16 protein-coding genes and 1 riboswitch are annotated in these 18,573 nt (G+C 66.8%); of the genes, 11 read left to right on the top strand and 5 right to left on the bottom strand.

Going from position 1 to position 18,573, the window contains the following annotated elements:
* The first annotated feature begins 19 nt into the window (after positions 1-19).
* Entirely contained in the window at positions 20-2,368 is a 2,349-nt protein-coding gene (locus RE429_RS03760; protein WP_414473043.1) for a Tex family protein, read from the top strand.
* Between the two features lie 92 nt (positions 2,369-2,460).
* Here RE429_RS03760 and solA read toward each other — a convergent pair whose 3' ends face one another.
* The gene (gene solA / locus RE429_RS03755; protein ID WP_414473042.1) at positions 2,461-3,657 is read right to left on the bottom strand and encodes an N-methyl-L-tryptophan oxidase; all 1,197 of its coding nucleotides are present in this window, start codon (positions 3,655-3,657) and stop codon (positions 2,461-2,463) included.
* A 175-nt stretch (positions 3,658-3,832) separates the two neighbouring features.
* A riboswitch (TPP riboswitch) is annotated at positions 3,833-3,940 on the top strand.
* Positions 3,941-4,008: 68 nt separating this feature from the next.
* On the opposite strand from solA, the gene thiB reads away from it, so the two are divergent.
* The 7 genes from thiB (at position 4,009) to nagA (ending at position 11,243) form a co-directional block, all read left to right on the top strand.
* Positions 4,009-5,013 carry a thiamine ABC transporter substrate binding subunit gene (gene thiB / locus RE429_RS03750; RefSeq protein WP_414473041.1) on the top strand — a complete coding sequence of 335 codons (1,005 nt, stop codon included), beginning with the start codon at positions 4,009-4,011 and terminating at the stop codon, positions 5,011-5,013.
* Positions 5,014-5,023: 10 nt separating this feature from the next.
* Complete coding sequence (locus tag RE429_RS03745) at positions 5,024-6,598, top strand: ABC transporter permease subunit (RefSeq protein ID WP_414473040.1); 1,575 nt, start codon at positions 5,024-5,026, stop codon at positions 6,596-6,598.
* Positions 6,585-7,286, top strand: coding sequence for an ATP-binding cassette domain-containing protein (locus RE429_RS03740; RefSeq protein ID WP_414473039.1), 702 nt, complete (start codon positions 6,585-6,587; stop codon positions 7,284-7,286). Before RE429_RS03745 ends, RE429_RS03740 begins: the two co-directional genes overlap by 14 nt.
* Positions 7,287-7,410: 124 nt before the next feature.
* On the top strand, positions 7,411-8,292 hold the full coding sequence (locus tag RE429_RS03735; RefSeq protein WP_414473038.1) for a BadF/BadG/BcrA/BcrD ATPase family protein: 882 nt from the start codon (positions 7,411-7,413) through the stop codon (positions 8,290-8,292).
* On the top strand, positions 8,289-9,068 hold the full coding sequence (locus RE429_RS03730) for a GntR family transcriptional regulator (RefSeq protein ID WP_414473037.1): 780 nt from the start codon (positions 8,289-8,291) through the stop codon (positions 9,066-9,068). The genes RE429_RS03735 and RE429_RS03730 overlap by 4 nt, the downstream gene beginning before the upstream one ends.
* Positions 9,058-10,107, top strand: a complete 1,050-nt coding sequence (locus RE429_RS03725; RefSeq protein ID WP_414473036.1) for an SIS domain-containing protein — start codon at positions 9,058-9,060, stop codon at positions 10,105-10,107. Before RE429_RS03730 ends, RE429_RS03725 begins: the two co-directional genes overlap by 11 nt.
* Positions 10,107-11,243, top strand: a complete 1,137-nt coding sequence (gene nagA / locus RE429_RS03720; RefSeq protein ID WP_414473035.1) for an N-acetylglucosamine-6-phosphate deacetylase — start codon at positions 10,107-10,109, stop codon at positions 11,241-11,243. Before RE429_RS03725 ends, nagA begins: the two co-directional genes overlap by 1 nt.
* Here the strand turns inward: nagA and RE429_RS03715 are convergent.
* The 4 genes from RE429_RS03715 to RE429_RS03700 all read right to left on the bottom strand — a co-directional run bounded on the left by RE429_RS03715 (position 11,240) and on the right by RE429_RS03700 (position 15,046).
* Positions 11,240-11,680 carry a GNAT family N-acetyltransferase gene (locus tag RE429_RS03715; RefSeq protein ID WP_414474292.1) on the bottom strand — a complete coding sequence of 147 codons (441 nt, stop codon included), beginning with the start codon at positions 11,678-11,680 and terminating at the stop codon, positions 11,240-11,242. The two genes, nagA and RE429_RS03715, sit on opposite strands and share 4 nt — an antisense overlap.
* A 2-nt stretch (positions 11,681-11,682) precedes the next feature.
* The gene (locus tag RE429_RS03710; protein WP_414473034.1) at positions 11,683-12,522 is read right to left on the bottom strand and encodes an ABC transporter permease; all 840 of its coding nucleotides are present in this window, start codon (positions 12,520-12,522) and stop codon (positions 11,683-11,685) included.
* Between the two features lie 3 nt (positions 12,523-12,525).
* Positions 12,526-13,473, bottom strand: a complete 948-nt coding sequence (locus RE429_RS03705; RefSeq protein ID WP_414473033.1) for an ABC transporter permease — start codon at positions 13,471-13,473, stop codon at positions 12,526-12,528.
* A 73-nt stretch (positions 13,474-13,546) separates the two neighbouring features.
* A complete protein-coding gene (locus tag RE429_RS03700) occupies positions 13,547-15,046 on the bottom strand; it encodes an ABC transporter substrate-binding protein (RefSeq protein ID WP_414473032.1) in 1,500 nt (499 codons plus the stop codon).
* Between the two features lie 140 nt (positions 15,047-15,186).
* On the opposite strand from RE429_RS03700, the gene RE429_RS03695 reads away from it, so the two are divergent.
* From RE429_RS03695 to RE429_RS03685, 3 genes are all read left to right on the top strand, one after another.
* Positions 15,187-16,284, top strand: coding sequence for an anhydro-N-acetylmuramic acid kinase (locus RE429_RS03695; RefSeq protein ID WP_414473031.1), 1,098 nt, complete (start codon positions 15,187-15,189; stop codon positions 16,282-16,284).
* A gap of 6 nt (positions 16,285-16,290) precedes the next feature.
* Positions 16,291-17,331, top strand: coding sequence for a serine hydrolase domain-containing protein (locus tag RE429_RS03690; RefSeq protein WP_414473030.1), 1,041 nt, complete (start codon positions 16,291-16,293; stop codon positions 17,329-17,331).
* 323 nt (positions 17,332-17,654) lie between these two features.
* Entirely contained in the window at positions 17,655-18,548 is an 894-nt protein-coding gene (locus RE429_RS03685; RefSeq protein ID WP_414473029.1) for an N-acetylmuramic acid 6-phosphate etherase, read from the top strand.
* Positions 18,549-18,573 lie beyond the last annotated feature (25 nt).

Genomic DNA, 18,573 nt, shown 5'->3' with positions numbered 1-18,573 from the left:
CGTCATATCGGAGAGGTCCATGCTATCCATCGGTCAGCGCATCGCGAGCGAACTGAATGTCCAGGAATGGCAGGTCAAGGCGGCGGTCGATCTGCTCGACGGCGGCGCGACCGTGCCCTTCATCGCGCGCTACCGTAAGGAAGTCACCGGCACCCTCGACGACGCACAGTTGCGAACCCTGGACGAGCGCCTGCGCTATCTGCGCGAACTGGAGGACCGCCGCAAGACGATCCTCGACAGCATCCGCGAGCAGGGCAAGCTCACCGACGCGCTGGCGCTCCAGATCAACGATGCCGACACCAAGGCGCGCCTCGAGGACCTTTACCTTCCCTACAAGCCCAAGCGCCGCACCAAGGCCCAGATCGCCAAGGAAGCGGGGCTCGAGCCTCTCGCCGACCTCATTCTCGCCGAGCCGCAGCGCGAGCCGAAGGAGGCCGCCGCCGCCTTCGTGAACCCGGACAAGGACGTCGCGACGCCGGAAGCGGCGCTCGAGGGCGCGCGCTCCATCCTTGTGGAACGCTTCGCCGAGAATGCGGAACTCCTGGGCGCGCTGCGCGAAATCTACTGGGAGCGCGGCACCCTCACCTCGAAGGTGCGCGACGGCAAGCAGACCGACGGCGCGAAGTTTTCCGATTACTTCGACTTCGCCGAACCTTTGCCCAAACTCCCCTCCCACCGCATTCTCGCGCTCTTCCGCGGCGAGAAGGAGGAGATCCTCGACCTTCGCATGGAAGAGGACAAGGATGCGGGGGAGCCCGGTTACGTCAGCCGCTACGAGGGCCGCACGGCTCTGTCCTTCGGCATCGCCGATCGGGGCCGCCCCGGCGACAAGTGGCTTCTGGAGACCGTGCGCTGGGCCTGGCGCACGAAGCTGCGGTTCTCCATCGAGCTCGACATGAAGATGAAGCTCTGGCAGCTCGCCGAGGACGAGGCCGTGAAGGTCTTCGCCGGAAACCTGCGCGATCTTCTGCTCGCGGCGCCCGCCGGCACGCGCCCGACGCTCGGCCTCGATCCGGGCTACCGAACGGGCGTGAAGGTGGCCGTGGTGGACGCCACCGGCAAGGTGGTGGCGACGGACACGATCTATCCGCACGAGCCGAAGCGCCAATGGGACGAATCCCTCGCGTCCCTCGCGCGCCTGTGCCGCGTGCACAAGGTGGAACTCGTCGCCATCGGCAACGGCACCGCCTCGCGCGAGACCGACAAGCTCGCAGGCGAACTCGTTGCCAAACACCCGGACCTCAGACTCACCAAGATCATGGTCTCGGAGGCCGGCGCCTCCGTCTACTCGGCCTCGGCCTATGCAAGCCAGGAGCTTCCCGATCTCGACGTCTCGCTGCGCGGCGCCGTGTCCATCGCCCGGCGGCTGCAGGACCCGCTGGCGGAGCTGGTGAAGATCGATCCCAAATCCATCGGCGTCGGCCAGTACCAGCACGATCTCGCCGAATACAAGCTCTCCCGCTCGCTCGATGCGGTGGTGGAGGATTGCGTGAACGCGGTGGGCGTCGATCTCAACACCGCCTCCGCGCCGCTTCTGGCGCGGGTTTCGGGCCTCGGCGAATGGGTCGCCAAGAACATCGTCGCGCATCGCAACACCAAGGGCCCCTTCAAGACGCGCAAAGCCCTCACCGACGTGTCGGGTCTCGGCCCGAAGACCTTCGAGCAGGCCGCGGGCTTCCTGCGCATCCCCAACGGAGACGATCCGCTGGACTCTTCCGGCGTGCACCCGGAGGCCTATCCGGTCGTTCGCCGCATTCTCGAAGCGACCAAGAGCGACATCAAGGTTCTGATCGGAAACGGCGGCGTGCTGAAGAAGCTCGCGCCCCAAAGCTTCACGGACGAGAAATTCGGCGTGCCGACCGTAAAGGACATCTTAAGCGAGCTGGAAAAGCCGGGCCGCGATCCGCGTCCCGAGTTCAAGACCGCGACCTTCATGGAAGGCGTCGAGAAGATCAGCGATCTCACGCCCGGCATGATGCTGGAAGGCGTCGTGACGAACGTGGCCGCCTTCGGGGCCTTCGTCGATATCGGCGTGCACCAGGATGGGCTCGTTCATATCTCCGCGCTGTCCGACACCTTCGTGAAGGACCCGCGCGACGTGGTGAAGCCCGGCGACATCGTGAAGGTGAAGGTGCTCGAGGTCGACATTCCGCGCAAGCGCATTTCCCTCAGCATGCGCATGAGCGACCCCGTCGAGAAGCGCTCCTCCGGCCGCCAGGACGACAATCGCGGCGCGTTCCAGAAGCACCGTTCGCAGAACGACAAGAAGGCCGCGGCCCCGGCCGCCTCCGGCGGAGCCCTGGCCGATGCCCTGCGCCGCGCCGGAATGGGGCCGGGTTCCGGCAAGGACAAGAACTCCCGCCGCTGATCGCCCTCCCGGACAGGGATGGCCGTTTCAAAGCCCGCGCGGGCCTTGGACCTGCGCGGGCTTTTTCATAAGGCTTGCAACGGCCGGAACCGTCAGGGGGAGAAGCGGGAAAGCCCGAATGCCGAGATGTCGACCGTGCTGGTCCCGTCGACCATGCATTGCGCGGCCGCTTCGCCGATGGCCGCCGAATGCTTGAAGCCGTGGCCTGAGCACGGCGACACGACGAGGATGCGCTCGCTCTCCGGATGCCGGTCGATCAGGAAATGGGAATCCGGCGTCACCGTGTAGAGACACGTCACCGCACGCTGGGCATGGGGGCGAAGGCCCCGGACCCGGCCGGCGAGATGCGCCTCGTACATGGCGACGGACTCGGCAGGCGTCACGGTCCGCTCGACCTCGTCCGGATGCACGAAGGCGTCATATTGCTCGCCCGCCGTCTTGATCGCATTGCTGCCGCTCAAGGACGGGAAGCCGTAGAAGAAGTCGTTGGGGCTCGGTCCATGCCCCCAGGCGAAGACCGGGCTTTGCGACCAGTGCCCGGCGTATTCCGGATCGACCTCGAACCAGTGCATCACCTGGCGGGCGGGCGACAGCAGCCGCGCGACCGGCGCGCCCAGAAGCGAGGAAGCCCAGGATCCGGCGGAGATGATCGCCTGTCCGGCCAGAAGCTCTCCCCGATCCGTGACGATCTTCACCCCGCTGCCCTCCGGCGAGACGGAGATCACGCGCGTGCCGAGTTGCGCGACCGCCCCCAGGGCGCGGGCCAAATCGAGCTGGGCCGCGACGCACCGCTCCGGGTTGAGATAGCCGCCGCCGGGCTCGAAATAGCCGATTTCGTCCTCGCGGGGCATGAATTGCGGATGGCGACGGCGGATCTCGGCCGCATCGAGCATCTCATGGGGAATATCGTAGGCGATGGCGGATGTCTGCGTGCGCTCCAGAAAGGCGGAGCGGATCACGCCGCCCGAGGCGGGCGTGCTCGACCCCATGATGAGGCATCCGTTCTGCACGAGAAGCCGCTCTCCGGTCTCCGCTTCCAGCTCCTTCCAGATCTCGTTGGAGCGCAGGACGAGCGGCACATAGACCTCGCCTTCTCCGATCGCCTGGCGGGTGATGCGCGTCTCGCCATGGGTCGAGCCCTGATCGTGAGGCGGAGAGAACCGGTCGATGCCGACCACCTTCACGCCTCGCTTCGCCAGCTGGTAGAGCGCGGCCGAACCCATGGCGCCGAGGCCGACGACGACGACATCACATGTTTGGGCGACATCACATGTTTGGGAAAGGCTCATTCGAGAAAAGTCCTTGTTTTTTCCATACCAACCAGAATCGTCTCTTGGCCGCAAGACCGGCGCATGAGCCCGGGAACGGATCCTTCCAGGAACGGATCCTTCCAGGAACGGATCCTTCCAGGAACGGATTCTTGGAGCTCAGCTTGTCATAAGGGACGATCTCCCTTAGAACCGCTTGTGTCTCACGGGGAGCCTCACGAAGGGGCTGAGAGGCGGAATGGCCGCCGACCCGTCGAACCTGATCCGGGTCATGCCGGCGGAGGGAATGAGCATGCGACATCGCAGACGAAGCTGCGCCCCGTGCGAGTTGTGCCGCCGACCCGGCTTGCATCATGCATGGGAGCACTCTTGATGTTACGCCGAACTCTTCTCACCCTCGCCTCGCTCGTTCTCGCGGCGAATGCCGCCTTTGCCCAGAGCAAACCCGTTCTCACGGTCTATACCTATGGCTCGTTCGCTGGAAAATATGGCCCGGGCAAGACCGTCAAGGAGCGTTTCGAGGCGACCTGTGGGTGCGAGCTTGCCTGGGTCACCGCCGAGGACGCCGGAAGCCTCGTCGGGCGCCTGCGCCTCGAAGGCGCCGGCACGAAGGCCGATGTGGTCCTGGGCCTCGACGTGAACCTCGCGGCGGAAGCCAGGGCGCTCGACGTCTTCGCGCCGCACGGCATGGAGGTGAAGGATCTGGCGCTGCCGATCGCCTGGAGCGACGACACCTTCATTCCCTTCGACTGGGGCTACTACGCGTTCGTGTACGATTCCGACAAGCTCCCCAATCCCCCGAAGAGCCTCAAGGAGCTCGTCGAGAATCCGAACGGCCCGAAGGTGGTGCTGCAGGATCCGCGCACCAGCGCGCCCGGCCTGGGCCTGCTGCTCTGGATGCAGAAGGTCTACGGCGACAAGGCCGGCGAGGCATGGACCCGGCTGAAGCCGCGCATCGTCACCTTCACCAAGGGATGGTCGGAGGCCTATGGCCTGTTCCTGAAGGGCGAAGCCGACATGGTGATGTCCTACACCACGTCTCCGGCCTACCACATCGCCGTCGAGAAGAAGGCCAACTACAAGGCCGCCATCTTCTCGGAAGGACATTACATGCAGGTGGAGATCGCCGGCATGACGCGCACGACCCGGCAGCCCGAACTCGCGAAGAAGTTCATGGCCTTCGTGCTCGGCGAGCCTTTCCAGTCGGCCATGCCCGAGGGCAACTGGATGCTGCCGGCCAGGACGCCCGCCGCGGGCCTGCCGGCCGCCTTCAAGGATCTGGCGCAGCCGCGGAAAGCCCTGCTGTTCACGCCGGAGGAGGTGCAGCAGAACCGCCGCGCCTTCACCGATACATGGCTCAACGCCACGGCGCGCTGACCGCATCTCAATGACGAGAACGCTGCCCCATCCCGGAAGCCTCGTGGCCTTTGCCCTGCTGGCCCTGGTTGCGGGCGGCTTCATCGCCCTTGCGGTCGTCGGAGGAGAGAAGCCGACGCTTCTCTCCATCGGCCCCTATCTCTGGCGCGTCCTGGCCTTCTCGATCGTTCAGGCCTCTCTCTCCACCCTTCTCTCCCTCCTGCTCGGCGTGGCCCTGGCGCTCGCATTGGCGCGCCGCCGCTTTCCGGGGCGCAGCACGGTTCTGGCGCTTCTGGGCACCACGATGGTGATTCCCACCATCGTGACCGTCTTCGCGGTCTTCGCCGTCTACGGACGAAGCGGATGGGCCGCGGAAATCCTCTCGCATGTCGGATGGACGAACGGCTTCAGCATCTTCGGCTATCCCGGCATCCTGATCGCCCACGTGTTTCTCAACGGACCCTTCGTGGCGCGCATCCTTCTCGATTCCTTGAGCCTCGTTCCCGCCGAGCATTGGCGCCTCGCATCGGCCTTCGGCTTCACGCCGGGCCAGATCTTCCGCCATCTCGACTGGCCGGTGCTGCGCGCCGAACTGCCGGGGCTCGCGGGGCTCGTCTTCCTGCTCTGCTTCAAGAGCTTCGCCATCGTGCTGGCGCTCGGCGGAGGGCCGTCCCGGTCCACCCTCGAAGTCGCCATCTACGAAGCGCTGAAGATCGACCTCGATTTCGGACGCGCGGCCTGGCTCTCGCTGATCCAGCTCGCCATCTGCCTGACCCTGACGGGCGTCCTCAACTGGGCTTTGACGCGCCCCCCGGCGGCCCACACCATCCGGGGACTCGTCGAGCGCCCCGACGCGCGCGACCGGCGCCTGAAGATTCTCGACGCCGCCATCCTCGGGGCCGGAACGCTCTTCATCGCCCCCCTCGCGCTCAGCCCTCTGGGCGGATTGAGCCATATCGTCTCCGTCATCGACCGGGACCTCGCGCGCGCCTTCGTCACGAGCATGGCGATCGCCGCCCTTGCCGCGACGATCGCCTGCCTGTCCACGCTCGCCCTCGCATCCGCCGCGCGGCGCTGGCGCGTCGTTCACCGCTCGCCACGGATCGCGGCCTTCTACGACATCCTGCCCAACACCCTGCTGGCCGTTCCTCCCTTCGCGCTGACGGCCGGCCTGTTCCTGATCGTGCGGCGCTTTGCCGATCCCGCATCGGCGGGCCTCATTCTCCTGCCCCTGATCAACGGCCTCGCGGCCATTCCCTTCGCCTATCGCTCGCTCGCGCCGCGCCTCCTGACGGCGGAGGAACGGTATGGCCGCATCGCCGCGTCCCTGGGACTTGCCGGCGTGACCAAGCTCGCCATCATGGACTGGCCCCTGCTCAGGCGTCCCTTCGGCTCCGCCTTCGCGCTCGCCATGGCTCTCTCGTTCGGCGATTTCGGAATCATCGCCCTGTTCGGCGGGCAGGATCTCGTCACTCTGCCCTATCTCCTCTTCGAGCGCCTGGGATCGTACCGGCTCGACGAAGCCTCGGCCGTCGGCCTCTTCATCGTCCTCGTCGCGTTTGTCCTCGCTCATGTTTCGGGCCGCCTGTCTCATGCTGGTGATTGAAAACTGCCGCCTCACATGGCCGGATTTTACGGCCGATTACTCCCTGACGGTGCAGAAGGGCGCCCTGTGCGCCGTCGTCGGCCCCTCGGGCGGCGGGAAGACCACCCTGCTCCACATGATCGCGGGCTTCGAGACGCCGGAGAGCGGAAGGCTCGCCTTCGACGGGATCGATCTTCTGCCCCTCGAACCGGCCAAGCGCCCCGTCGCGATCGTCTTTCAGGACCATAATCTCTTCCCGCATCTGACGGCGGGGCAGAACGTCGCCCTGGGGATCCGGCCGTCCCTGCGCATGTCCGACGACGAGGCGCGTCTCATCGACGGGACGCTGGAATCCGTCGGCCTGCAGGGCTTCAGCGCGCGCAGGCCCGGCGAGATGTCGGGCGGGCAGCGCCAGCGCGTGGCCCTGGCGCGCGCCCTCGTCTCGGGGAGGCCGATGATCCTCCTCGACGAGCCTTTCAGCAGCCTCGATCCGGGCCTTCGCCGCGACATGGTCCGCCTCGTCGACGATCTGCGCCGCCGGCGACCCGTCACGATCCTCATGACGATCCATACGCCCGAGGACGTCGCCGACCTGGCCGACCAGATGGCGTTCGTGGCGGGCGGCAGGGTCGTCGCGTCGGACAAGCCCTCCGTCATTCTCGGCGGCTCCCTCGCGTCCCGGATCGCGGCGGCGGTCTCGGAGACATGAAGCCTCCACGGAGCCCCTGCCCGGAAAGGCCTGGGTATGGCGGCCCCGCGCCCCTTTCCCAACTGGATATTAAGTGGCATCATACCGGTCTGGTCTTCCGCTTTCCTGAAAGTCCTCCTTCCCCATGAGCATTCCCCTGTTTCTCGGCATCGACGGCGGCGGCACGAAATGCCGGGCGCGGCTGCGGGATGCGGACGGGACGTTGCTGGGGGAAGGCTCCGGAGGGCCCTCCAATGTCCGCCTCGATCCCGATCTGGTCTGGAACTCCATTCTGACCGCCTGCCGCGGGGCCCTGGCCCAGGCGGGGCTTCGGGACGAGGTCTTCGCTTCGACGCATGTGGGGATGGGGGCCGCAGGCGCGGGACAGGCGAGCGCCGTCGAACGGCTCCTGTCCCGTCCGCACCCCTTCGCGTCCTTTTCCATCGATACGGACGCCCATACCGCCTGGCTCGGCGCCTTCAACGGCGGCGACGGCGCCATTCTCATCCTGGGCACGGGCTCCTGCGGCTACGGCGGCGTCGGCGGACAATGCCGTTATGTGGGCGGCTGGGGCTTCGAGATTTCCGACGAGGGTAGCGGAGCCGCCCTGGGACGCGAGCTTCTGCGCCGCTGCGTCTGGGCCCATGACGGGCGGATTGCCTCCACGCCGCTCTCCGATGCGCTGCTCGCCGAGTTCAGCAACGATCTCGAGGTGCTCGTCGACTGGGTCGGCACGGCCCGCCCGGGCGATTATGCCCGTTATGCGCCCCTCGTGTTCGCCCATGCCGACCGGCGCGATCCGCTCGGCATCGCGCTGATCCAGGACGCGGCCGCCGGGGCCACGCGCATTGCGACACGGCTCCTGGAACTCGGCGCGCCGGCCCTGTGCCTGTTCGGCGGCCTGGCCGAGCCCCTGCGCCCGTGGATGCCGCCGCCGGTTCAGCGGACGATCGTGCCGCCGCAGGCGGACGCCCTGGACGGCGCCATCCTTCTCGGACGCAGCGCCGCCTCCCGGAGGCCGGCATGAGCGGCCACGCGACGGCGGCCCTCGCCCTTCCCCTGGACGAGAGCAATCCCACGCCGCTCTACCTGCAGCTTCAGCAATCCATCGAGGATGCCGTCCGCAAGGGTTCCCTCAAAGCGGACGACGCCCTTCCCGGCGAGCGGGATCTCGCGAGGCAGCTCGGCATTTCGCGCGTGACCGTGCGCAAGGCCATCACCGGCCTGGTCCGGAAGGGCGTGCTGGTCCAGCGCTGGGGCTCGGGCACCTTCATCGCGCCGCAGATGCGCCTGGAGCAGCCGCTCTCGCGGCTGTCGAGCTTCACGGACGACATGTCGGCGCGCGGTCTGCAATCCTCCGCCGTGCTCCTGAGCCGGTCCACCGGAGCCGCCTCGCCCGACGAGCTGATGGCGCTGGGCCTCTCGCCCGGCGAAACGGTGAGCCGCGTCAACCGCCTGCGCATGGCCAACGACATTCCCATGGCGATCGAGCACGCGGTGCTCCCGTCCCGATTTCTGCCTGATCCGGGCCTCGTGAAGCAGTCGCTCTATGCGGCGCTGCACGAGCAGGGCTTCATGCCCGTTCGCGCGCTGCAAAGGCTGCACGCGGTGCTCCTGAACGAGGAACAGGCCTCACTCCTCCACGTTCCACCCCAGAGCCCTGCCCTCTACATCGAGCGGCGATCGTTTGCGGCGACGGGCGAGGTCGTCGAGTTCACCTCGTCCTATTACCGGGGCGATGCCTATGATTTCGTGGCCGAGCTGACCATCAGCCAGCCCGAACGGATCCAACATGATGCCTGACCAGAATTCCTCCGCCATGACCGCCATGCTGACCGAGGCCCGCGAGGCGCCCCAGGTCGTCGCACGCCTGCTCGTCGAGAACGCGCCCCTGTGCCGGGACCTCGGTGCGCGCCTGCGCGCATCGCCGCCGCCCTTCGCCGTGACCTGCGCGCGCGGCAGCTCGGACAATGCCGCGACCTTCGTCAAATACATGCTCGAGATTCATTCGGGCCTCGTCACGGCCTCCGTCGGTCCTTCCGTGACCTCGGTGTACGAAGCCCGCCCGCGCATGCGCGACGCGCTCTTTCTCGCCGTGTCCCAATCGGGCCGCAGCCCCGACATTCTCAACCTCGCCCAGGCCGGGCGCGACGACGGGGCGCTGACGGTCGCGCTCGTCAACGACACCACCTCGCCGCTGGCCTCCACATGCGAGGTCGTGCTCCCGCTCCATGCGGGCCCCGAGAAGAGCGTGGCCGCGACGAAGTCCTTCATCGCGGCGCTTGCCGCAGGGCTTCAGCTCGTCGCGCATTGGTCTGAGGACAAGGAATTGCTGTCGGCGCTCGACACCCTGCCGGACGTGCTCGCGAAGGCCGCCGCCATCGACTGGTCGGCCGCGCTTCCCCGGCTGTCCGCGGCCGACAACCTCTTCGTCGTCGGGCGCGGCGTCGGCTTTGCCGTCGCGCAGGAAGCGGCCCTGAAGCTGAAGGAAACCTCCGGCGTCCACGCGGAAGCCATGAGCGCCGCCGAACTGATGCACGGACCCTGGACCCTGGCGGGCGATCATTTCCCCATCCTGGTCCTGAGCCAGCGCGACGAGACGCTGAGCGGCGTGAACGATCTCGTCACGAAGCTCAACGATCAGGGCGTTCCCGTCGTGGTGGCCGGCGCGGCCGAAGGCCCGGCTGCCGTGATGCTGCCCTCGGTCGAGAACGTGCATCCCTATCTCGCCCCGATCGCCATGATTCAGAGCTTCTATCCGCTCGTGAACGCGATCGCGCTGGCGCGCGGGCGCAACCCGGACAATCCCCCGCGTCTGCGCAAGGTCACGGAGACGGTCTGATGCCCCTTGCCCTCACCGGCGCCCGCATCTTCGACGGAACGCACATGCTCGAAGGGCGCGCGGCCGTCATCGAGAATGGCCGCATCGTCGCGGTCCCGCCGGAACGCGACCTCGGCGCGGGCGTCAAGCGCCGCCCGGTGACGGGCCTGCTCGCTCCCGGCTTCATCGACGTTCAGGTGAACGGCGGCGGCGGCCTGATGTTCAACGATCAGCGCAGCCCGGAGTGCCTCAAGACGATCGCGGCCGCGCACCGCAAATACGGCACGACCGGCCTGCTGCCGACCCTCATCACCGACACCCGGGACAAGATGGCGGAGGCCGTCGAGGCGGCGCGGGCCGCCCTGGCGGCCGGCCTTCCCGGCATTCTCGGCATCCATCTCGAAGGCCCCTTCATCAATCCGGCCAAGAAGGGCGTCCACAACCCGGACTTCATCCGGCCCCTCGAGGACGAAGACCTTCGTGTCCTGACGTCCCTGAAGGAAGGGCGCACCCTGGTGACGCTCGCGCCCGAGCGCAACAGCATGGAGACCATCGCCCGGCTGGCGACGGAGGGCGTGCTCGTCTGCGCGGGCCACACGATGAGCGACTACGGCACGCTCATGGAAGCCTTCCGCCACGGCCTCAGGGGCTTCACGCACCTCTACAACGCCATGCCGCCGCTCGCGGGACGCGACCCCGGCCCCGTGGGAGCCGCCCTCGACAATCGCGACGCCTGGTGCGGGCTGATCGTGGACGGCCACCACGTGAGCGATGCCGCCCTGCGGCTTGCCATTGCGGCCAAGGGCACGGAGCGCATGATGCTGGTGACCGACGCCATGGCGGTGACGGGCACGGACATGAAGACCTTCGATCTCCACGGCCGGACGATCTACCGCAAGGACGGCAGGCTCGCCACGGAGGACGGAACGCTCGCCGGCTCCGATCTCGACATGGCGTCCGCGATCCGCAACAGCGTGGAGCGGCTGGGCCTCGGCCTCCCGGATGTTCTGCGGATGGCCTCCCTCGTTCCGGCCGCCTTCCTGAGGCTCGACCACGAACTCGGACGCATCGCATCGGGCTATCGGGCCGACCTCGTCCTGCTCGACGAAGACCTGCATGTGCAGGACACATGGATCGCAGGCGAAGCGTTGTCCTAGACAACCTCGCCCTTCTCGTAGAACACGAAGCTGCGATTGCGGCCTGCGAAGTCCCGCTCGTATTCGCGCGTGACGCGCCAGCCGTGACGCTCGTAGAAACGTCGCGCGCCGTGATTGTCCCGGAAGCATTCGAGGCTTTTCGCGCCCCGGGTTTCCGCCTCCGCGAGGAGGCGCGCGCCCCCGCCCCGTCCGCTCGCGTCGGGATCCATGAACAGCATGTCGATATGGCCATCGGTCATCAGCAGGAAGCCGATCGGCTCGTCCCGCTGCACGGCGACAAGCATGCGCCGCCAGGACGATGCGAACCGCTCGGCGAACAGGGCCGCGTCACGGTTCGCAAGCGCCTCCGGCTCCAGGATCGCCGAGAAGGCGGCGCGATAGGAGCGTGCCGCGACCTGGGACAGGATCGGAATATCTCCGATCCTCGCCTGTCTCACGATCAAGACTGCCCCCTCAACCGCGGGTCGAGCGTATCGCGCAGGGCGTCGCCCAGCAGGTTGAAGCCGAAGGACAGAAAGAGGATCGCGAACCCGGCGAAGATCGCGCTCCAGGGGGAGAGCATGAGGAAGTTGCGGCCTTCCGAGAGCATGAGTCCCAGGGACGGGGTCGGCGGCTGCGTGCCGAGTCCGAGGAAGGAGAGCGAGGCCTCCACCAGGATGGCGGCCGACAACAGGAGGCTCGTCTGGACGAGAATGACCGAGGCCAGGTTCGGCAGGATATGCAGGAAGATGATGCGCGCGTCGGAAGCCCCGATGGCGCGCGCGCCCGCCACGAATTCGCTCTCGCACAGCACGAGGGCGGGCCCCCGCAGGAGCCTCGCGAAGATCGGCGTGTAGACTACCGCGATGGCGGCGGCGGCGCTGAAGGTGTGCGGCCCGAGGACCGCGATGATGCCGATCGCCAGCAGCATGACCGGAAAGGCGAACAGCACATCCATGACGCGCATGATGATCCGGTCGAGCCAGCCCCGATAGAAGGCCGCGACGAGCCCGAGCGCTCCACCCGCAAAGAGCGCGATGCCGACGGCGAGCACGCAGGCGATGAGCGACGTGCGATAGCCGTAGAGAATGCGCGTGAGCACGTCGCGGCCGAGCTGATCGGTGCCGAGCCAGTGGAGTTCGCTCGGCCCCTTCAGGCGGCGGGCGACGCTCTGCGCCATGGGATCGTAAGGCGCGATCAGGGGGGCTCCGAGAGCGAGAACGAGCTGGATCGCCACGAGCAGCGCCGCGAAGGTCAGAAGCTTGTTCTTCGTGATCGTCCTGGCGAGAGACTTCACCACGGCTCAGGCCCTCACGCGCGGATCGACGAGCATGTAGAGGAAGTCGACCAGAAAGTTCACCATGACGAATCCCGCCGTCACCACGAGGATCGTGGCCTGAATCAAGGGATAATTGCGTTCGGCGATGGCCCCGAGGATCAGACGCCCGAGGCCCGGAATGGCGAAGACCTGCTCGACCACGATGGCGCCGCCGAGCAGATAGCCCGTCATGATGCCGACCGAGGTCAGGAACGGGATGAGCGCATTGCGCAGGGCATGCTTGTAGACCACGCGCCGTTCCGGCAGGCCCTTGGCGCGCGCCGTGCGGACATAATCCTGCCCCAGGGCGTCGAGCATGGCCGAGCGCACGAGGCGCGAGAGATTGGCCAGGATCGGCAGGGCCAGGGCGATGGAGGGCAGCAGCATCCGCTGGAGATTGCCGACGGGGTCCTCCGAGAACGGCACATAGCCCAGCGATGCGAAGCCGGGCGCCCAGGCGGAGAGCAGGAGGATCATGACGATCCCGAGCCAGAAGGATGGGATCGTGAGCCCTGCGATCGCCCCGACCCGCATGGCGACATCCGCCGCGCCGCCGCGCGTCTGCGCCATCAGGCAGCCGACGGGAACGGCCAGAGCGGCCCCGAGCACGAGCGAAAGGGCCGTCAGTTCGAGGGTGGGCCACAGATGCAGGAGGATTTCGGCCGAGACCGGCCGCCCCGTCCAGAGCGACGTGCCGAAATCGCCGCGCAGGGCGGATCCCGCCCAGAGCAGATACTGCTCGATCACGGGGCGGTCGAGGCCGACGCGCCGGTTGAGCTCCGCCATGCGCTCCGGCGTGATCTCGGTGTTCGCCCCCAGCATGATCGCCACCGCGTCGCCGGGAATCAGGCGGATCATCAGAAAGACGATGATCGACACGCCGAAGAGAACGATGACGAGATCGATCAGACGGGCGAGCAGAACGCGGCTCATCGGGAACAGGCTCTCCTGAAAAAAGAAAAGCACCGGCGCAGCCTCGAAAAGGCCGCGCCGGTGCGAAGAACGGTCAGTAGGATGCGCCGCGCAGCATCATGAGCGAGCGGTTCGGCATCACGTCATAGCCCTTGAGCTTGTCGTTCATGGCCGAGAACAGGGTGCCGTAGGTCAGATGCGCCACCGGCCCCGTGCAGGCGAGCTTCCTCTGCACCTGGTCGTAGGCCTTCTTGCGCTCGGCCTGGTCCGGCAGGGTGCGGGCCTTGTCGAGCAGGCCGTCGATCTCCTGGTCCGAATACTTGAACACATTGGTCGAGCCGCCCGTACGGAAGGTGCGGTAGAAATACTCGTCCGGATCCGGCTGGCCCGCATTGATGGACGCGAACATGTCGAAGTTGCTGTTGCGCCAGTCCTGAATGAACTGGCCCTGCTCCTGGTTGACGAGCTCGACCTTGAAGCCCGCCTTGTTCATCTGCTCCTGCACCACCTGGGCGATGTCCTTGATGTCCTGGCGCGGCAGGACCTTCATGGACACGGCGACCGGCATGGAAACGCCCGCCTCCTTCAGAAGCGCCTGGGCCTTCGCCGGATCGGGCGCGTAGCAGCCGAACTCCTTCACATCGAGCGCCCAGGACTTGAGCGCCGGCGACAGCGGCCCGCCGGGCACGCCCGCGCCGAAGAGCGCCGCGTCCACGATCTCCTGCCGGTTGATGGCGTAGTTGACGGCCTCGCGCACTTTGGGGTTGTCGAAGGGCGGCTTCGACACGTTCATGCCGATCAGCGTGTAGGCGAGATCCATGGTCTCCGCGAGCTTCACGTTCGGCCTGCCCTTGAGCTGAAGGGCCGTCGCCGCGTCGATGTTCGGCAGAAGGGCGTACTGGCCGTTGGCCAGCCCCACCTGACGGGTCGCGGATTCGGGCACGATGTTGAACTTGAGACCCGAGAGCTTCGGCAGCCCCTTCTCCCAATAGGCGTCGTTCTTGGTCAGGAGGATATAGCCGTTCGGCTGCCATTCCTGGAACTTGAAGGGGCCCGTGCCGACGGGCGCCTTCTGCAGGGCGTCCTTGTTGGCCTCCATGGCGCGCGGCACGATGGCGATCAGGGAGAGCGAGCTGAGAAGCGCCGCGGACGGCTCCTTGAGCTTCAGCTCTACGGTCTGCGCATCGACCGCGTCGGCGCTCTCCACGGCCGAGAGGCGGCTGGCGAGGGGCGAGGCCATCTCCTTGTTCAGGAGACGCTTCACGGAAGCGACCACGTCCGCCGCCTCCATGGGCGAACCGTCGTGGAACGTCACGCCCTGGCGCAGCTTGAAGGTATAGGTTTTCCCATCCCCGGACACGGTCCAGGATTCGGCGAGGCTCGGGACGATCTTCAGGTCCTTGTCGACGGCGGTGAGGCCCTCGTAGATGTTGCCGTTCACCACCATGAAGCTCGGAAAGGCCGTAATGAGGTGAGGATCGAGGCCCGTGGGGCCGTTATCCGCTCCGATCTCCAGAACCTGAGCCGAGGCGGTCGCCATTGCCGCCACCATGAAGCCCGCGCTCATCATGCCGCGCAGCGTTGACCTGAACATGCGTCTTTTCTCCCTTGGAAGCCGCGGGAAATTTATAGAGGAGGTTCCGGGGTCTGTCATGGTCCAATATCATACCTCTCTGGACCACTTGCCGGCCTGTGCTATGGTTCGCGAAACAGCCCGATGCCCCGGAGGAACCGATGTCGCAACGCCCGCCCGTCAAAGCCATTGGCGTGATCAGCGGAACCTCCATGGACGGAATCGACGTCTCCATGGTCGAAACGGACGGGGATGCCTTCGTGGCGCCGGGACCCGGCCGCACGTTCTCGTATCCGGCCGACCTGAGACGGGAACTCCAGGAGCTGATCGCCAAGCCCGCCCGTGCGCAAAGCGAGCCGCTCGAGGAGATTGAGCGCGCGGTCACGAGCGCACATATCGCCGCGATACGAGCGTTTATGGATGAGGCAGGCGTAGAAGCAGGGCAGGTAAGCCTGATCGGCTTTCACGGCCAGACGGTTTATCACCGTCCGGAGATCCGCTTCACCCGCCAGCTCGGCATCGGCGCGCTGGTCGCGCGGGAACTCGGCATCGCCACCGTGTCCCGCTTCCGCCATGCGGATGTCGCCTCGGGCGGCGAAGGCGCCCCCTTCGTTCCCCTCTATCACCGCGCGCTTGCGAGCACGCTGGCGCAGCCGATCATGATCCTCAATCTCGGCGGTGTCGGGAACGTCACCTATATCGGCCACGACACGGTGATCGCGTTCGACACCGGCCCCGCCAGCGCGCTTCTCGACGATTTCGTCCTGCGCCGCAGGGGGCTGAGCTTCGACGAGAACGGCAGGCTCGCCGCATCCGGCCGGGTGGACGAAAATCTCGTCGCCGCCTTCATGAGCAATCCCTTCTTCGACCGCCCTGCCCCCAAATCCCTCGACCGGCAGGACTTTCACGCACGCGCCGGAGGCGTCGAGGCGCTCTCGGACGAGGACGGCGCGGCGACCCTCGCGGCCTTCACCATCGAATCCGTCGTCGCTGCGCTGCGCCATGTTCCGCGCGCGCCGCAGCGCTGGCTCGTGACCGGCGGCGGACGCCTCAACGCGCATTTCATGCGCCGGCTGCACGAGCGCCTCGGCGTTCCCGTCGATCCCGTGGAAGCCGTGGGCTGGAACGGCGACTTCCTCGAGGCCCAGGCCTTCGGCTACCTGGCCGTCCGCTCGACGCTCGGCCTTCCTCTCAGCCTTCCCACCACGACGGGCGTGCCGCATCCCATGCCGGGCGGCGAACTGCACCGCGCCGCGTGAGCGCCCATGTCCCTCGAAACCATGTGCCTCGAACAGATCGTCGACCAGGCGTTCCTGCCTGCCGCTGCCGCCATCGCGCGTCGCGACATCCCCGGCGCGGTGCTCGGCATCGTCACCGCCGACGGACGGCGCGCCGTCCGCTGGAACGGCCTTGCGCAGATTGTGCCTCATGAAGAGAGCCTCTCGCGCGAGACATGGTTCGACCTCGCTTCGCTCACCAAGGTGATCTTCACGACCACGGCCATCCTGACGCTCGTGGAGGAGGGCCGCATCGCGCTCGACGATCCGCTGATCGCGGTCATTCCGGACTTGCGTCAGTACGACATGAACGCCGCCGAGCGGCGGCTCACCTTCCGCCAATGCCTTGCGCATCGGACGCATCTGCCGGCCGTCGAGCCGCTCTATACCTACGGGCAGGATCCGAACACGCTGCGGGCCTTCATTCTCCAGCGCGTCTGGCGAAGCGGCCCGCCGGTCTATTCGGACATCAATTTCATGCTGCTCGGCATCGCCATCGAGCGCATCACGGGACGGCCTCTGATCGAGCATCCGCTTCCTCGAAACCTGTCCTTCCGTCCGGACCCGCACCTGTGCGCGGCGACCGAGAACTGCACGTGGCGCGGGCGCGTGATCCGTGGCGAGGTTCATGACGAGAACGCCTTCGCGCTCGGCGGCGCCTCCGGCCACGCGGGCCTGTTCGGCACCATCGACGGCGTGCTGGACTTCGCCGGCGGCCTTCTCGACGGCTCGGTTCTCTCGGCGCCTTCGCTCGCGGCCGTCAGGACGCGTGAATCGGAGAAACGGACCGTGGGCTGGGAGGGATCCTCTTCCGGCTGGCATGGGGGCGATGCCTGCTCGCCCATGACCATCGGGCATACGGGCTTCACCGGGACCGGACTCTGGGTCGATTTCGAGCGGGGTCTCGCCTGGGCTCTCCTGACCAACCGGGTCCACCCCTCGCGGCACAAGGACAGCGGAATCCTGGATCTGCGCCGCGCAACGGGCGAGCAGGTGATCGCGTTGTTCGACGGCCGGACCCGGCTTTAAGGATGTCCGCAAATATCTGGTGAGGCCGGCGCTCCGGGAGCCGGTCCCGATTGCTGGCGCCCTCAACTGGACCTATATTGGTCTGCTAGAGCCTTTTCCGCAAAAGTGGATGCCGGTTTTGCGAAGAAAAGGCGTCTTTCTCAAACAACAAGAGCCTTTTCCATGAACCGAAGTTCATGGAAAAGGCTCTAACGCATCGTGCGAAAAAGTGGACCCGGTTTTTCGCAAGAACGATGCGCTCTTTCCAAGGAGGGAGCATCGGATCTGTCCCAAAAGTGCAAATCCACTTTTGGGACAGATCCGATGCTCTAGAAAGGCAGGCCATGGCAACAGAACATTTCAGCGCCCGATTTCAGGATCTCGATACGTGGCCGAGCCTGGATGTCCTGTCCGCCTTCTACGAGGGGCAGCTCTCGGCCGTCGCCGCCGTCAGGCCGGCGCTCCCGGCCATCGCGGCGGCGGCGGAGGAAGCCGCGCAGCGCCTGCACCGGGGCGGACGCCTGGTCTATGCGGGCGCCGGCACCTCCGGCCGCATCGGCGTCCAGGACGGCACGGAACTGCCTCCCACCTTCAACTGGCCCGACGACAAAATCGTCTATCTGATCGCCGGCGGCGATCGCGCCATCATGAAGGCGGTGGAGAACGCGGAGGATTCGATCGAGGAAGGCGCGGCCGGCATTCGCAACAACGAGATCGGCCCGAACGACGTGGTGATCGGCGTCGCCGCAAGCGGCCGGACCCCGTTCACCATCGCGGCCCTGAAGGAAGCGGCCGCGCGCGGCGCGCAGACCATCGGCATCTCCAACAACGCGGACGCACCGATTCTCCAGTCCTGCTCCCATCCGATTCTCGCCGATACGGGCGAAGAGGTGATCGCCGGGTCGACCCGCATGAAGGCCGGCACGGCCCAGAAGGTCATCCTCAACCTGCTCTCGTCCCTCATCATGGTGCGCATGGGACGCGTCTATCGCGGCCTCATGGTGGACATGCGCGCGACGAACGCGAAGCTGCGCCGCCGCAGCGAGATCATGGTCTGCCAGATCACCGATTGCGGCGAGGCCAAAGCCGCCGATGCCATTCTCCAGGCAGGCGGCGATCTGAAGACTGCCGTCCTCATCGCCATGGGGGCGGACGCGCAGGAAGCCCGGGACGCGCTTGCGCGCAGTGCTGGCAATTTGCGCGGGGCCCTGGCAGAGTTCTCGAAACCGAAGACATAAGGCGCCGCAGAGGGCCGACGGCAGG

It is taken from the genome of Microvirga sp. M2 (genome assembly GCF_047497095.1).
GTDB lineage: Bacteria > Pseudomonadota > Alphaproteobacteria > Rhizobiales > Beijerinckiaceae > Microvirga.
The sequence above is the reverse complement of the archived record's forward strand: the minus strand, read 5'-3'. Positions and strand labels throughout refer to the sequence as shown.

What these genes read in the sequence shown, in the direction of transcription:
- RE429_RS03760 (WP_414473043.1), top strand. Translation starts at nt 20, where the DNA reads ATGCTATCCATCGGTCAGCGCATCGCGAGCGAACTGAATGTCCAGGAA.
- solA (WP_414473042.1), bottom strand. Translation starts at nt 3,657, where the DNA reads ATGAGCCTTTCCCAAACATGTGATGTCGCCCAAACATGTGATGTCGTC.
- thiB (WP_414473041.1), top strand. Translation starts at nt 4,009, where the DNA reads ATGTTACGCCGAACTCTTCTCACCCTCGCCTCGCTCGTTCTCGCGGCG.
- RE429_RS03745 (WP_414473040.1), top strand. Translation starts at nt 5,024, where the DNA reads ATGACGAGAACGCTGCCCCATCCCGGAAGCCTCGTGGCCTTTGCCCTG.
- RE429_RS03740 (WP_414473039.1), top strand. Translation starts at nt 6,585, where the DNA reads ATGCTGGTGATTGAAAACTGCCGCCTCACATGGCCGGATTTTACGGCC.
- RE429_RS03735 (WP_414473038.1), top strand. Translation starts at nt 7,411, where the DNA reads ATGAGCATTCCCCTGTTTCTCGGCATCGACGGCGGCGGCACGAAATGC.
- RE429_RS03730 (WP_414473037.1), top strand. Translation starts at nt 8,289, where the DNA reads ATGAGCGGCCACGCGACGGCGGCCCTCGCCCTTCCCCTGGACGAGAGC.
- RE429_RS03725 (WP_414473036.1), top strand. Translation starts at nt 9,058, where the DNA reads ATGATGCCTGACCAGAATTCCTCCGCCATGACCGCCATGCTGACCGAG.
- nagA (WP_414473035.1), top strand. Translation starts at nt 10,107, where the DNA reads ATGCCCCTTGCCCTCACCGGCGCCCGCATCTTCGACGGAACGCACATG.
- RE429_RS03705 (WP_414473033.1), bottom strand. Translation starts at nt 13,473, where the DNA reads ATGAGCCGCGTTCTGCTCGCCCGTCTGATCGATCTCGTCATCGTTCTC.
- RE429_RS03700 (WP_414473032.1), bottom strand. Translation starts at nt 15,046, where the DNA reads ATGTTCAGGTCAACGCTGCGCGGCATGATGAGCGCGGGCTTCATGGTG.
- RE429_RS03695 (WP_414473031.1), top strand. Translation starts at nt 15,187, where the DNA reads ATGTCGCAACGCCCGCCCGTCAAAGCCATTGGCGTGATCAGCGGAACC.
- RE429_RS03690 (WP_414473030.1), top strand. Translation starts at nt 16,291, where the DNA reads ATGTCCCTCGAAACCATGTGCCTCGAACAGATCGTCGACCAGGCGTTC.
- RE429_RS03685 (WP_414473029.1), top strand. Translation starts at nt 17,655, where the DNA reads ATGGCAACAGAACATTTCAGCGCCCGATTTCAGGATCTCGATACGTGG.